Below are 13726 nucleotides of genomic sequence, written 5' to 3' on the forward strand. Positions count from 1 at the left end.
AGAGGGATGAAAATGCCGCAGCTGTCTTTCCTGCATCAGCTCGTTCCGGAACAGGATTTTACACATAAAGCCGGGACCTTCCAGAGTTTACTTGATGAACTAAACGCAGCCGGAACAAAACTCACCCAAACCGTTCAAACCGAAATGGAAGCCCAATCAGGCGAACTCGTCGATAAAATAAGCGAAAAAATCCAGCAGCACCAAAAAATTCAAGAGGATGCCATTTCCAAGCAAAAAGCCTCTATGACCGCTCTGGCCTACCAGTACAGCAGCTTCATCAACAGCATGAACCGGCAGATGACGACGATTTATTATGAAGAGGATAAGGAAGCGGTTGTGTCTGTTTGAATGGTTTTATTTGAGAGACTGTGTTTGTGCAGTCTTTTTTTAATTGAGCTAAGTCCACTAAATGTTTGATATTCGACGTGTTTGATCAGATTTTTCCTTCTATTAATCATCGCTACGATGGTGTTGTTATAGTCTATGAGAGCCTTGGCACGATTTTGTTTGTATAAAGTTAAAATCCTATAAAATGAGGGTTGCCAGAAAATCAGTGGGGCATTTGAAGAAAATTCTTCACTATCAAAAGAGACAGCATGATTACAGCGAAGGTTGCTGAATCTACAGTTAAACAGGAAGAAATTGAAGACCATGTATACCGTTTAACTTTATCTAAAATCTGGAAGAGTCGACTGCTAAATTTATTATTTAAAACTGGCTGTGGTGACACGCACAGCTATTTTAAATTCATATACCATCATTTTTTCCTGTTCCTTACTTCTGAAGAATCTATTTCCTTTTCTTCGATTCGGAATTTTAATACAATATAAGAAAAACTTAAACGCAATCAGAAAGGGGCTAACTCGAATTAATGATGAAAGAGCAAATTACTGACAAAGATCAAATCATCTACAACAACCTTATTGAATTGCACAACTCTATAAGAGATGAATACGGAATCAAATCCTCCGACATTGGAAGCAGACTAGGAAAGACTACATATGATGCCTCTGCATACCTCTCTCCAACTCTAAAAAAATTAATTAAAAATGGTGCCGTTGAAAAAGTGTGCCGCGGCCATTATAAGCCGATTACTTATTCTTGCATTAAACGGAAGCCTTTTTTGTAAATATTAGAGATCAATCGCTATAAGTTTCAGCTATCTTTTATATTTAAAAACTCCGGCTGCAGACCGGAGTTTGCTAGTATATTCATTCTCAAACATACAAAATTACTCCCCATACTCCTCTTTAATTGCTTTTTCAGCACAAAACTCAAAAAATCTGTTTAAAAGCTCATCTACATCTTCTTTCCTTGCAATTGCATCCCGCCAGTCGGCAGGGCTGGCATCCATGTGCTTGGATAAATGTTCATTAGGTTTAACTTTATGCCAAATTCCTGCCATGGTATACGTTATAGAAGCAACCGTATCCGTGTCATCTCCTAAGTTGACTGCCTTTAGAACGGCATCCTTTAAGGTTGAAGTGCTGCCGAGACACCAGATTGCGGCTTCGAGTGTGTGCACAACATAACCGTCAGAGCGGATTTCTTTTTCGGGGAGGCTGAAGAAATCCGGTTTGAAGAGCCGGGAGTAGTGCTTAAATTCCTTAATGTAAGGATGCTCTCTATCATAGTTTTCCCGGAAAAGCTTAGCGATTTGTTCCAAGGCTGTTTTAGGTGAATTGTTATATAATATTCTCAACAGAAATTCAATGTAAATAATAGAGCCTACGATTGCTCTTGGATGTGAATGTGTAAGCTCTGTATATTTTTTTATGGTTTGAACTTTCTCCCTAAAGTCAAAACTCCGATAAATAATAAAAGCCACTGGTCCGATTCTCATAAGAGCTCCATTTCCATTGTCATACGGATCAGAACCCCCGCATTTCTCCGGCGGTACTCCATTTTCAAATCTATGAATAGCCTCAATAGTCGTTCTTCCTATATCGAACATTTCATTGAATGGCGTCCAATAGCCTTTATTCTTATACAAAACAAACTTTCTCATTAAATCTTCGACAGGCTTCTCTTCTATTAGATTTTCGATGAGGCATAGAGTGAGTGAGGTATCATCAGACCACGTACCAGGAGGCTGATTGTAGGTACCATATCCTGTTACGTCTTCAATTTTAAACGATCCTCTTCCTTTAAACTCTGCGGGCACACCTAATAAATCTCCAACAATTCCTCCGTAGAGGGCTGGCATCATGTTCTTTTCAAGTGAATTTTTAAAAACTGTTTACTGTCTTCTCTCCACTTCTCTTCAAGCCTCATAAATTCCCCACTCTCTTTGTGAGACATTAAACTGGAACCTTCACTTACCAATAAACACTCTCTTAAGCTTCTCCACTTCCTCATTTGGAATAGAAACGTTCCAATTCTTAAAAAGCTGGTCAAACTTTTCGAGCAGCATGCTGAAATTATAGACAACCACCAGAGCACTGTTTAATGGGCGGCTTTTTGTTATGGAAACCCTGTCTCCTAGAGGAGATAAGTAGATGACGTGGTATTTATTGCTGTCTGCCATTAAGTTCACAGCTCCAGCCTTTTCCTTTTCTATTGAAAAATAGGACAGGTTCACTTGTTTCTCCAAGATCTCCTTTCCTTCTTTAATATCACTTTCTATATTTCGAAGCGACTGCTTTACTTCATCTTTAGCTTGCAGCGGGTTCATCTGTCCTTCAACTGCTGCCCATAAACTTAATAACCCAGATGTATCTCCCTTAAATTGTCCTAATTCAAAAATGCGGTCTCTTTCTATCTTATTTAGGATCCAAATTTGATTTTGATCATCATTGGTTAGTTTATAGCCGGCATCTTGATTCGGACTGCCATCACTATTCTTAGGGTATAGGATAATTTCAGTTTGTCCGTCATGATTCTCTTTTTGTACTGCGTATTTTTCTTCTAATTTTTTATAGATTTCTTGATTAATCATTGAGTTCCACCCTTTTTCATAGATACTTCTTCAATGAGTTCTTCTCGAATAAGTTCCTCCATTGAATAGGTTCTTCCATCTTCATGGTATTTAAGATATTGAGTTCCACCGCCGGGTCTGTCAAACCACGGAGCAATCTTTCCTCCTGTCACATCAAAATCCTCCAGAACCTTATAAACATAATAATCGGCTTCGTCACTATGAAGAGCAAGGGCTCTTTGTTCGTAGGGGATGCCTTCCGGAGAAAAGAAACCTCCATTAGGTGCGCCATATCGATCCAAAAGCTTCCCCTGCTTCAGTGTCATCTCTGCAGGTTCCCCATCAAAACCATTATTAGGAGGCCACTGGATATTTCCATCCTCCTGATTATAGTATTGAGGATTATCATAGGTCTCTTTATTTTTCATATATTTATCTTCATTAGGCGCAAATTTCCACTTATCCAGCTTCGCCCGATCCGCTTCACTAATTCTTTTAGGTACCGCACTTTCAATCGGGCGCCGGGTCAATGTATAGGGTGCATTTGCCGCCTTCAATTTATCATAATACTTTGTGCCTCCGCCAAGTACACCCATCGTTAAACCGTTGATCAACGCCTGATTGCGCTGCTCATCTGTCAACTTGTTTCCAAGCAAATCCGTTCCAAATACATATTCTCTGCCGCTGTTAAATGTATAAAGACCATAAATTCCTTTTTCCGTTTTATATAGCATATCCATGGCTTTTGTTCCCTGATAGGCATTCAATGCATGATTAATACCGTTGATTCCTTTTGCCGTTTTATAAATTGCGCTGCCGCCTTTGACTGCCCTGCCTGCCCATCCAACAACCGGGATAAAACCGGCTGCTGCCATGGATCCTGCAGCAATTCTTTCGGAGGTGCTAAGCTTCTTGCCTGTAACTGGATCTACACCCTCAGTGGCTCGTTTGTAGTCATAGTATCCGCTGAACTCACCAGTGAAGGTCTTTACGCCATCCCAGGCCTTTTCATACCATTCTTTATTCTTTTCCGCCTCAATTCTAGCTTTCTCTGCAGCAATCTCTTCCCGTATTTCCTTAGCTTTGGATTCCTGGTCTTTAAACGTCTTTACTTTTTCAGATACGGATTTCCGAACATCTTGTATTGCGTTCGCCTGATAGGCTTGTACATTAAAATTAATAGGCTGTATGGTACCGCCTTTTGAAGTTGCCTCCATTATAGCGATATAAGCCAGCTGAACAGCTGACTGTGCATCCATACTATCCATATAACGGCCAATCAGCATTCCTTCGTCCAAATTGTTCAAAGCTTCAGCCGTTTCCGTCCTTTTCTTATCCGCTTTCTTCGTATTTGTCTCAAATGATTCCTTAGAAAATGGAGTAAGTGAAATAATATCTTGTATACTATCAAGAATTGCTTTTAATTCACTATGCTGTGCATCAACCAGCGATTGACTATTTGTCGAACCAGTTTCCAGCTGCTCCTCTAAAAAAGGAAGCACTACCCGGGAGTCATCGGATAAGTTGGCATCGCCTGCATATCCTGGTACAGCCTGATAAAAAGCAAGCAAATGCTCAATCAGCTTTTTCCAGTCCCCTACCAAATCAATTTGAGCCTGATAAAAGCTTTTGATATTTTCAGCGCCAGTTCCCTGAAACTCAGCGTTATCTACCAATGCCTGAAATTTTTTCTCAAGAGAGTTCAGCTTGCCATTTAACGTATTATATTGACTGATTCTTGCATCGATGGCCGTGAACAATTTGCTTGAATCATAAACCTTCCCCATTTGCCACGCTGCCCTTCATCCTAATTTAAGAATGAGTAATTGCCTCATCCTGCTCTTTTAAAGATGTCACATTCACTTTCGTATCCTCAATATTCTTTAAAACTGCCTCTATGTACTCCTGGGCCATCCTGTGAATGGACTCCTCCCGCTGAAGCATGAGGTCGGTAAATAAAAGCTTAATATCCCCCAGTGAAGCAGCATCAAAAGGTTCAATTACAACCTCCTTCAACACGCTTTCCATCTCTTTAAGCTGATTCATTACTGTTGAATGATCAAGTTTAATAGTCGTCATTATTCCACCTGCCTATTTAAGATGTAACCATGCATCCCATAAATGTAACATTCTACTAATTTTATCATTTGTTTACTACATTCCCCAATTGGCAGATAGTCCTGCATTTTATTTAGATTCTTTTTAGTGTAAGGGAAATGGACTAGATTTCTCAAAACAAATTAGGACTATAGATGGTACACAAACAGCAAAAACACCTCTTAATCAACAAAGAGGTGTTTTTAGAGATTAAACCATATTCAGTTATAAACAACCATTAAAACAGGAGCAGATACAGCATCTTCCCCACCGTAGATTTCCAGTACACCACTTGTAAAATCTGCAACGGTGTAGGCTGTGAGCCGAAGCTGAGTTTTTCCTGATTTGTTGATATTTACGAAGGCTGTTGAAGGAAGACTAATTTCTGTGAATCCTTGCTTGGCAGCTGGTACCGGCAGTGAAGCCACAGAGGATGCAGAAGGAACTGAAGTATAATCTCCCTGTTCCAACAGACTGCCAGCTCCAAACACTCCATTTTTTATATCTACTTTAAGCGAGCTCACGGTTCCAGTAAGAGTTTTACGATAGACTTTTAGTTTTACTCCGGTGATGGCGGCTGAATCAGGAATCGTCCCTGTGCGAAGGAAACTTTACTTTGATTGGTTATTGAGAGCAAAATCAACAAAATAGAACTATCGTTCGTATATAATGAAGATGGAGGTGGTAAGAATGGTTACTTTTGAACAACTAACAAGTTATCAACAAAACGTATTACTAGCAAGTATTCTAGGTGATGGTGAAATTACAAAACTCTATAAAAATTCCAGAAGAATTAATAGAAGTTACAGAGAACATTTTTCTATAGAACAAGAAGAGTATAGACTTTGGAAATGCATGGTCTTACCTGGATTGTTGTATAAAAGACCAAAAGGAAATTATATTGTCTCAAAATCGCTTGAGTTATTTAATCATTTGAATGCTCACTTCTATCCTGAAAATACCGAAAAAAAAAGTACCCACTCAACTGTTCCATTACATCACCCATCCAATATTTTTAGCGGTTCTATATTTAGATGATGGATCTCTTTGTATTAGCAGAAGAATCAATCACAATAAAAAGAAAATTATATTGAATCCCATAATCGCTTTATACTTACAATGCTTTTTCGAAGACGAACTAATCATGTTGAAAAATCACGTTGCAAACACCTATGGATTTGAATTTATTCTTTCTAAGCGTAAGGATGGAAAGGGGACTATTTTAAAACTGCAAAAAACAGCGGACGTCTACCGCTTTCTTCAATTTACAGCGAACCAAATCAGCATGGAAAGTATGAGATATAAATTTGATTGGGATATCCGATTTAAGCAGGAATCAGAAAAATATAAAACACTTTATCCAGGATATGAAGTTGTGGCTGCCCATTCAAATAATGTACGTCCATATACTTCAGAAGAAATAGAAAGAATGCTTATTTTAAAAGATGAGGGCGAAACAGATCTTAGGATAGCAGAGGTACTAGGACGAAGTTATTGGTCGGTCGTATACAAACTGGCCGAACTTAGAAAAACAAAAAGAAGACCTCCGAAGAAGTCTTCTTAAATCTCCAATTAACGAAGCAATTGAAGAACACCTTGTGGTTGTTGGTTGGCTTGCTTTGCCGCCATGCTTTTCAGCGATGGAATAGACTATATCTTCATCCTTAAAAGTCTAAGGAGCTGGGCACTTCGAATGGCTGTTACCACCCTACGGATTTCATCGTCATGGTTTTCACTTTAGACGGTATATCCTAGTCGTTGAACCTTCTCCAGAGTTTCCTCACAGGAGCTTGGCTGCTGATTATCCAATCTTTCTTCTTTTCAGCCCTTCACGTCTGCCGTTTCCAGCTGCGTTGTGGGGAAGAAAGCTTAAGGAGGTTCCAGCAATTCACCCAGTTATAATCCAGCTCGTTACCAAGCGGGACGCCCTGCAATCATTATCTCAAAAGTTGTAATACACCTTGAGGCATCTGATTGGATTGAGCCAGCATTGCTTGTGCTGCTTGAGAAAGAATAGAGTTCTTTGTTTGGTTCATCATTTCTTTCGCCATCGTGCGAACATTTACTTTCATAAATGACCAGACTATATCTTCACCCTCCGGAATTCCAGTAGGGGTCGGGCACTTCGGATTCACAATGCTGATGATCATTGCTTCACCTACGGATTTCATCACCATAGCTTGCGCCTTAGATGGTATATCCTAGTCGTTGAACCTTCTCCACTCTTTCGAGACAGGAGCTTGGCTGCTGATTGCCCAATCTCTTCTTTTTTTAAAGCCCTCACGTCTGCCGTTTCCGGCTGCGTTGTGGCAAGAAAAGCTTAAGGGGTTTCCAGCAATTCACCCGATTATGATCTCTAGCCGTTACCAGCTAGGACGACTGTGCTTGTCGCTGCTTATGCAGCTAAAGCATAATCTACGTCGCGAATACGAGATTCTGCGGCAGTTAGGTTTTCTGAAGATGTGCTTAGATTATTAATTGTGTGCTCTAAGCGGTTTTGATTTGCACCAAGTTTGGAGCGCTCAGCAGAAACTTTTTCAATAGCACTTTGAATAGCTGTTACTGCATTTCCTGCTTTTGTAGCAGTACTTACATCTAATGCATTTTCATTAGCTGTGTTATTTGTACCATCTGTTACAGTTGCACTTCCAGTGAAATTAGCTCCAGTTCCAGTAATTCCAAGTGCCGCTGCACGCATATCAGTAAAATCAAGAGTCATTGTTTGGTTTTGGTTAGCCCCTATTTGTGAGCTAAATGATGATTTTGCAGACTCAGCTAATTTACCAGCAGTATTAGTACTTGGAGTTGCATTTGCAGTTGCACCAGTATCTGTCACAGAAGGTCCAGTCAATGATTCTTGGCCTGTTTTTTGCACTAATGTTAAGTTATTACCTGCTACTGTAACGGTGTATTTAGCAGAAAGTGTAGCATTTCCATCAATTACAGTTTTTAAGTTAGCTGCTTGTGCTGCTGTAGTGTCAGAAGAAAAAACACCAGTTGTTGCATTTGTCATTGCAGTTGTTGCCTCAGCAGTAAAGGTTTGACCATCAATAGTGATAGTTTCACCATCTCCAAAGGCTGCACTTAGAGTTAATGTATAGTTACCCGCTACTGCAGAATTAGCAGCTGTTACAGAACCAGCACTAGCATTAAGTAGTTTTTGGCTATTAAATTCAGTAGTATTACCAATACGGTTAACTTCAGAAGTTAATTGGTTAATTTCCTTTTGGATTTCTCCACGATCTGTACCAGTGTTTGTATCATTACCTGCTTGAACAGCTAATTCACGCATACGTTGAAGGATGTCATGAGTCTCGTTTAAAGCGCCTTCTGCAGTTTGGATCATAGAGATAGAATCTTGAGAGTTTCGAGCAGATTGATCTAAACCACGAATTTGTCCACGCATTTTTTCAGAAATAGCTAGACCTGCAGCATCATCACCGGCACGATTAATACGCTGACCAGAAGACAGTTTCTCCATTGATTTACCTTGCGCTGTATTAGCAGATGAAAGCTGACGATAAGTGTTAAGCGCAGCAATATTATGATTAATTCTCATTATTAAATTTCCTCCCTGATTTTCGGTTCCACATCCATGTGGTTATTTTAAGCAGTGTTTAAAGTCGGCCGCCTTTAGGTACTGCTTGTTACATATCTTATATCGACATTCCTTTGCAGGGTTTAATAGTTTTTTGGAAAAAAATAAAAAACCTTGAGTGCTTTTATCAAGGTTTAAGATTTCTTTAAGTTTTTCAGTAAATCCAGAGAAACAGAGGCAGCACTGCTGTTTTCTTCCTGAATCGATAAGTAGATTTCTTTGCGGTGGATGTCTATGTTTTTTGGCGCATTGATTCCTAATTTGACTTGTCCGTCCTGGATGCTGACGACGGTGATTTCGATGTCTTCTCCGATTTGGATGGCTTCGTTTAGTTTTCTTGTGAGTACGAGCATGTTCCTGCCTCCCTATTGCACGATGCTGTGCTTGGTTTTGTAGGATGGGTGGTTCAGGATGACTTGTTTGGCTTGTTTCGTTTGTTCGTTCACGATGATGGGCCCTTGCAGGTTGGCCGTAGATTTTTCGAATGGATCTTGAACTGTCAGGATGACCATGATTTGAACTTGATTAACGTCGTCGATTTTTAATGCTTCCACTGTATTTTCGTCCAGGTCAAACTCGTAGTCTTTGAAAAATAGAAAAGGGTTTGTTACGACGAATGCAAGTTCAGCTGTTGTGGCTGATTGCAGAATTAAGAAGGGAGAGCCTTCTTCTAACGGAAGAATGATAAACTCTTTTTCCGATGCAAATCCAGGGATGCCTGCTGCAAATTTTAGAATTTGAGAGTCATCGACTTCTACTTCCCCATGATATTTTGTCTTAAGCATGTTGTTCCACCTCTTTTTTCATTATACCTTGATGTCGATGGTTACGAAATCAATCGTTAGATTCGGATTTTCAAGCATATCTACTTGGACTTTCCCAGGTGTGTAATCCAGAATTGGTTTATTTTGCTGAACTTCAATGACCGGTTTGCGTGGCTCTATGTCTATTTTCACTTTAGCCGGTTCATAGCTTACTTTTACACTTCCGGCACTTGGAATGAAACCAATATTAAAATCATACATCGGAGATTCGCTGTTCTGTTTGGCCTGATCAGGAATTGGATTGCCTCCATATTCAATGCGCATAAGCTCGTCCCCTTGCGCTGAGACTCTCGCCATTCCATCGAGCCAGTCCTGATAGCCTTGCTGGGCAAACTCCTGAATACGTCTGGAAATGTGCTTTAAATCGACATCTACCCGAGCTTCCGTTGTGTCTATAGAGAGCTGTCCTTTTGTTGTTTCGATGGATAAATCGGCTTTCGGCTGCTGAATGGATAGATCAGCCTTGGGCTGCTGCTGTTCCATTTTTGCTGAAATTGTTGTTAAACCGATTCTGCCCTGTGTGCTTTGGATTCGAATTTGCGGGACCTGCATGTGTTTTCAGCTCCTAAACGAAAAGCTGTCTTAAGAAAGACAGCTCAAGTGTATTATCTTAGGAAATCCATAAGGGTAGGCTGAATGATTCTCGAGCTTACGCTTAGTGCGGCACGGTGGACGCTTTCCTGCATTTTAAGGTCTGTGATGACGCGTTCAATATCGGCGTCTTCGTTGTCTGAAAGAATACGGTTTGCCGTTACTTCCTGCTGGCCGATGCGGTCATCAATCAGTTCAAGGCGGTTGTAGCGCGCTCCGAGTTCTGCACGCTCAGCACTAATGTTATCAAAGTGCTTATCTAAATCTCCGAGAAGTTTTTCGCTGTTACTCATGTCCGCGCCATTAACTGCATCTTCCATGCTTTTCAATGTAGCAAAAAGATTCTTTCCATCCACATCACCGCCAAATGCTTTTAAAGCGTTGACGTTTACCGGCAACTGAACGCCATTGGAGACTGATACCTTAAATGGATTTGTATTTGGAGCAAACATTACGGTTCCATCCGCTGCCACGACCGCAGGCGGTTTATCCGTTGAATCCCCATTAAAAATATAGCTTCCGGCAACCTGTGTGTTAACAACTCCTGCCAAATCTTCCTTCAACTGACCGATCTCTACTCCAATTGCCTTCAGATCCTCAGGGCTGTTCGTTCCATTTTTCGCTTGCAGGAAAAGCTCACGGGCACGTTGGAACACTTGAGTTGCATGCTCCATTCCGCCTTCTGAGTTTTCCATCCATTGATACGCTTCTGACAGATTGCGTTTGTACTGCTCGACCTCGGTCAGTCCAGTCCGGTATTGCATCCCCTTCATGGCGACAACCGGATCCTGTGAAGGTCTAGTGATTTTCTTGCCTGTGGCCAGCTGGTCCTGCAGGTTTCCCATGCGGTCATAGCTGTTGCTGATGTGTCTCAGCGAGTTATTTGCGAGCATTCCTTGTGTTATGCGCATGCTTGGTCACCTACAATCCCATTTTATTAATAATCGTATCCAGCAGCTCGTCCTGCATCGTTATCATGCGGGCTGATGCATTGTATGCATGCTGGAATTGAATCATATTCGTCATTTCTTCATCTAATGAAACGGCACTGACCGACTGGCGGCGAAGTTCAACAGAATCCTTTAATGTGGTACTGTTTTTCAGCATCCGGTCTGATTCCTGGGCCTGAACGGCCATATTCCCGATCATACCTTCGTAAAAATTCTGGACACTTGTGCTTTTTCCGTCAATCGTTACGGATCCGGATTTCACTTTTCCCAGTGCAAGGGCGTTATCCCCATTTCCAATTTCGCCTTTAGAGGCTGCGATATAATCGGTGGATTCCATAATCTTATCCGAAATCCGAATACTATCGGCACCTTGGCCGGGTGTATATTCAAAAAATTTGACAGCAGACTTTCCAGGAGGCGAAGTTGCAAAATCCTTTAGATTCAGACCATCAGCATGAACCTTATTGAATTCTTCTGCAAAAGACTCAGCAAGGCTGTTCAGGTCATTCAGCATGTCGACATATTCGCCTTTTGCTGCTCCAGCGTCTTTATAGCCATGTGAGCTTGCAAGGCCTTGAATCTTACCAGTTTCTTGAATATCCGTTACAGCAACTGAGGTACCACCAATGTTCATTCCTGTAACTAAACCGTCCTCGTAGTCCATGGAAAAAGTAGAACTGTTTAATCCGTCTACAAGCTTGCCTGCTGATGTTCCGTCTTTTTTCAGAATTTCAACAACGGCCATTCCTTCAGCAATCGGAAGAGCATTTCCTCCGCTTTTGATCGGATCGCTTACTTTAATGGGAACTAAAGAAGACAGCTCATCAATAATCCGGTCCCGCTCGTCATACAAATCATTCGGAAGATAACCGTGCGGCTCAATTTCCGAGATTTGTTTGTTGACGTTTTTCAGTTGTGTGGCCAGGGATTGAACCTGAGTTGCCGAGAGGTCCATTTCACTTTTCAGGTTATCTTGAACCTTTTTTAACGAGGTGGAAAGATACTGGAATGTATCCGCAACAGCAATTCCGCGTTCCTTCACGACGGAACGTGCACCTGAGTTTCTTGGATTGGCTGCAAGGTCTTCTAACGACTGCCAGAAACGATCCATCGTTTTGGATAACCCCGTTTCAGAGGGCTCATTCATAATTTCTTCCATGCTTTCAAGCGCCTGAGCCCGAGCCCCATAATAGCCCGTTTTCGTGCTTTCGCCTCTGAACTGAACATCCAAAAAGCTGTCCCGGATCCGCTGAATGCTTCCTCCCTCTACTCCCGTTCCCTGCTGGCCCGGAATTTTCGGCATTTCAAGACCAGGATACGGATAAGCATCCGTTGCTTTGAAGTTTACACGCTGCCTCGTATACCCAGGCGTATTCGCATTCGATATATTCTGCCCCGTCGTATAAAGCGCCGACTGCTGAGCTGACATTCCGCGTTTTGATATCTCCAGTCCTGCAAAGGTTGAACCCATTTTCGATCTCCTCCAGATTTAAGCTTTCGAATCAAAGAGGGATCTTCGATTCGGTTCGATTTTTCTCATTGTATCAGGCCGCTGGTAGTTGGGCGTCTGCTCTCTTGGCATCAGCATATCGAGTGACATGGTGACAAACTGCAGCGCACTTTGAGTCATTTGCTGATTCAGCTGGTTGGCAGCCTTCAGTTTGTCCATGACCTCTTTAAACTCTTCCTTTAATTCAGCGAGGCGCGTCTTTTCAGCACCCTCCGCTTTTTCCGCGCATGCAGTGAGGGTCAAATCCGTATGTCGTCCGAGAAACATAGAGGCTTGAGTGATTCGCTCAGTCTCCGTCTGTTTAATGGACTGCACAAGAACCTGTTCATGCTGCAATACTTGCTTTAGCTCGTCCGTCTGATTGTGCTTCAGCTGATCTGTTTTTTTCAAAGCAGTCTGGTATAAATCCAGATGCAGCTCAAGGAGCCTGTCTAATGTAAGTATGAGCTTGCCAGCCTGCATGGCGGTTCCTCCTCTAAATTACTGTTTATAAAAATCCGCGAACTTGCGGGCGATTTCACTTGGGTTCACTTCATACGTACCATTCTCGATTTGTACTTTCAGCTGATCGATTTTCTCCTGGCGCGCTTCTGCCATTTTATTTGTAGACTGAAGCTGTTTCGCAGCACTTGAAATTTCGATTTTATCTTGTTTTTGCTGAACCGCTTCCTGCTTCATAATTTGCTCTGCATTTTTTTTATAAGGATTGATTCCGTTCACGCCGTAGTTATTGATTTTCATCTTAACGCCTCCATCTGCCAGAGTTAACGGGCTTATTTACCGTTCTTATCGTCGGCTTTCCCCGCTCTTTAATAGCCTTTTTACTTTTTGGGAGAAATGGAGTAGTAGGTTTTTTTCTCCTCATGGGCCATTAGACGCTGATGCTCCTCCTCACGTTGGAGTTGAGCAAGCTGGTCGTACAGGCCTTTAGTACAGGAAGAACATAGTTTCCCTTCCCGTATCATATTTCCGCATTTTTCACATGGATAACCTAGGTTCGGAAAATTAGAAAGCTGCAGTCTTCCAAGCCGGATAAACTTTAGGATTAGCTCTTCAGCCACTCCCGTCCCACTCACGACTTCCTCTATCCTCGCTTTGCGGTTTTCACGCTTTCTTAAAAAACTGTAAACTGTTTCAAATTGTTTTTCTTCTATTTTATAGCAATCCGCGCATACGGTGCGGAATTGTGTCTGAACAAAGAGAGCATTGCATTTCGGACAATTCGCTAGTTCATTCATC

At 41.6% G+C, this 13726-nt stretch carries 18 protein-coding genes and 1 pseudogene; 4 read left to right on the forward strand and 15 right to left on the reverse strand.

The window, feature by feature from the left end:
- Positions 1 to 12 precede the first annotated feature (12 nt).
- Positions 13 to 348 carry a hypothetical protein gene (locus AS29_RS08040; RefSeq protein ID WP_035404791.1) on the forward strand — a complete coding sequence of 112 codons (336 nt, stop codon included), beginning with the start codon at positions 13 to 15 and terminating at the stop codon, positions 346 to 348.
- 523 nt (positions 349 to 871) lie between these two features.
- Positions 872 to 1129 carry a hypothetical protein gene (locus AS29_RS08050; protein WP_051860519.1) on the forward strand — a complete coding sequence of 86 codons (258 nt, stop codon included), beginning with the start codon at positions 872 to 874 and terminating at the stop codon, positions 1127 to 1129.
- Between the two features lie 102 nt (positions 1130 to 1231).
- On the opposite strand, the gene AS29_RS08055 is transcribed toward AS29_RS08050, so the two are convergent.
- From AS29_RS08055 to AS29_RS08075, 5 genes are all read right to left on the reverse strand, one after another.
- Positions 1232 to 2209, reverse strand: a complete 978-nt coding sequence (locus tag AS29_RS08055; protein ID WP_035404793.1) for an ADP-ribosylglycohydrolase family protein — start codon at positions 2207 to 2209, stop codon at positions 1232 to 1234.
- Between the two features lie 105 nt (positions 2210 to 2314).
- Complete coding sequence (locus tag AS29_RS08060) at positions 2315 to 2938, reverse strand: hypothetical protein (protein WP_035404794.1); 624 nt, start codon at positions 2936 to 2938, stop codon at positions 2315 to 2317.
- A complete protein-coding gene (locus AS29_RS08065; RefSeq protein ID WP_051860520.1) occupies positions 2935 to 4704 on the reverse strand; it encodes a T7SS effector LXG polymorphic toxin in 1770 nt (589 codons plus the stop codon). Before AS29_RS08065 ends, AS29_RS08060 begins: the two co-directional genes overlap by 4 nt.
- 25 nt (positions 4705 to 4729) lie before the next feature.
- Positions 4730 to 4996: a DUF5344 family protein gene (locus AS29_RS08070; protein ID WP_035404795.1), complete on the reverse strand. Its 267-nt coding sequence runs from the start codon at positions 4994 to 4996 to the stop codon at positions 4730 to 4732.
- 239 nt (positions 4997 to 5235) lie between these two features.
- On the reverse strand, positions 5236 to 5484 hold the full coding sequence (locus AS29_RS08075) for a hypothetical protein (RefSeq protein ID WP_035404796.1): 249 nt from the start codon (positions 5482 to 5484) through the stop codon (positions 5236 to 5238).
- 220 nt (positions 5485 to 5704) lie between these two features.
- On the opposite strand from AS29_RS08075, the gene AS29_RS21720 reads away from it, so the two are divergent.
- Both AS29_RS21720 and AS29_RS08080 read left to right on the forward strand, forming a co-directional pair.
- Entirely contained in the window at positions 5705 to 6052 is a 348-nt protein-coding gene (locus AS29_RS21720) for a hypothetical protein (protein WP_156505897.1), read from the forward strand.
- On the forward strand, positions 5952 to 6578 hold the full coding sequence (locus AS29_RS08080; RefSeq protein ID WP_156505898.1) for a DNA endonuclease: 627 nt from the start codon (positions 5952 to 5954) through the stop codon (positions 6576 to 6578). The genes AS29_RS21720 and AS29_RS08080 overlap by 101 nt, the downstream gene beginning before the upstream one ends.
- A 373-nt stretch (positions 6579 to 6951) precedes the next feature.
- Here the strand turns inward: AS29_RS08080 and AS29_RS21725 are convergent.
- The 10 genes and pseudogenes from AS29_RS21725 to AS29_RS08130 all read right to left on the reverse strand — a co-directional run.
- Positions 6952 to 7068 (reverse strand): annotated as a pseudogene (locus AS29_RS21725) (flagellin); the annotation flags it as partial.
- 341 nt (positions 7069 to 7409) lie between these two features.
- Positions 7410 to 8573 carry a flagellin N-terminal helical domain-containing protein gene (locus tag AS29_RS08090; protein ID WP_035404798.1) on the reverse strand — a complete coding sequence of 388 codons (1164 nt, stop codon included), beginning with the start codon at positions 8571 to 8573 and terminating at the stop codon, positions 7410 to 7412.
- A gap of 173 nt (positions 8574 to 8746) precedes the next feature.
- Positions 8747 to 8965, reverse strand: coding sequence for a carbon storage regulator CsrA (csrA, locus tag AS29_RS08095; protein WP_035404800.1), 219 nt, complete (start codon positions 8963 to 8965; stop codon positions 8747 to 8749).
- A 12-nt stretch (positions 8966 to 8977) separates the two neighbouring features.
- Positions 8978 to 9397 carry a flagellar assembly protein FliW gene (gene fliW / locus AS29_RS08100; protein WP_035404801.1) on the reverse strand — a complete coding sequence of 140 codons (420 nt, stop codon included), beginning with the start codon at positions 9395 to 9397 and terminating at the stop codon, positions 8978 to 8980.
- Between the two features lie 21 nt (positions 9398 to 9418).
- Positions 9419 to 9988, reverse strand: coding sequence for a DUF6470 family protein (locus tag AS29_RS08105; RefSeq protein ID WP_035404802.1), 570 nt, complete (start codon positions 9986 to 9988; stop codon positions 9419 to 9421).
- 53 nt (positions 9989 to 10041) lie between these two features.
- Positions 10042 to 10938, reverse strand: coding sequence for a flagellar hook-associated protein FlgL (gene flgL, locus AS29_RS08110; protein WP_035404803.1), 897 nt, complete (start codon positions 10936 to 10938; stop codon positions 10042 to 10044).
- Positions 10939 to 10948: 10 nt separating this feature from the next.
- Positions 10949 to 12448: a flagellar hook-associated protein FlgK gene (flgK, locus tag AS29_RS08115; protein WP_035404804.1), complete on the reverse strand. Its 1500-nt coding sequence runs from the start codon at positions 12446 to 12448 to the stop codon at positions 10949 to 10951.
- Between the two features lie 18 nt (positions 12449 to 12466).
- Positions 12467 to 12949: a flagellar protein FlgN gene (locus tag AS29_RS08120; protein ID WP_035404806.1), complete on the reverse strand. Its 483-nt coding sequence runs from the start codon at positions 12947 to 12949 to the stop codon at positions 12467 to 12469.
- 18 nt (positions 12950 to 12967) lie between these two features.
- Positions 12968 to 13228 carry a flagellar biosynthesis anti-sigma factor FlgM gene (flgM, locus tag AS29_RS08125; RefSeq protein ID WP_035404807.1) on the reverse strand — a complete coding sequence of 87 codons (261 nt, stop codon included), beginning with the start codon at positions 13226 to 13228 and terminating at the stop codon, positions 12968 to 12970.
- 80 nt (positions 13229 to 13308) lie between these two features.
- A complete protein-coding gene (locus AS29_RS08130) occupies positions 13309 to 13725 on the reverse strand; it encodes a TIGR03826 family flagellar region protein (RefSeq protein ID WP_035404808.1) in 417 nt (138 codons plus the stop codon).
- Between the last annotated feature and the right edge of the window lies 1 nt (position 13726).

Source organism: Bacillus sp. SJS (assembly GCF_000732485.2).
GTDB classification, from domain to species: Bacteria; Bacillota; Bacilli; order Bacillales; family Bacillaceae; genus Metabacillus_B; species Metabacillus_B sediminis.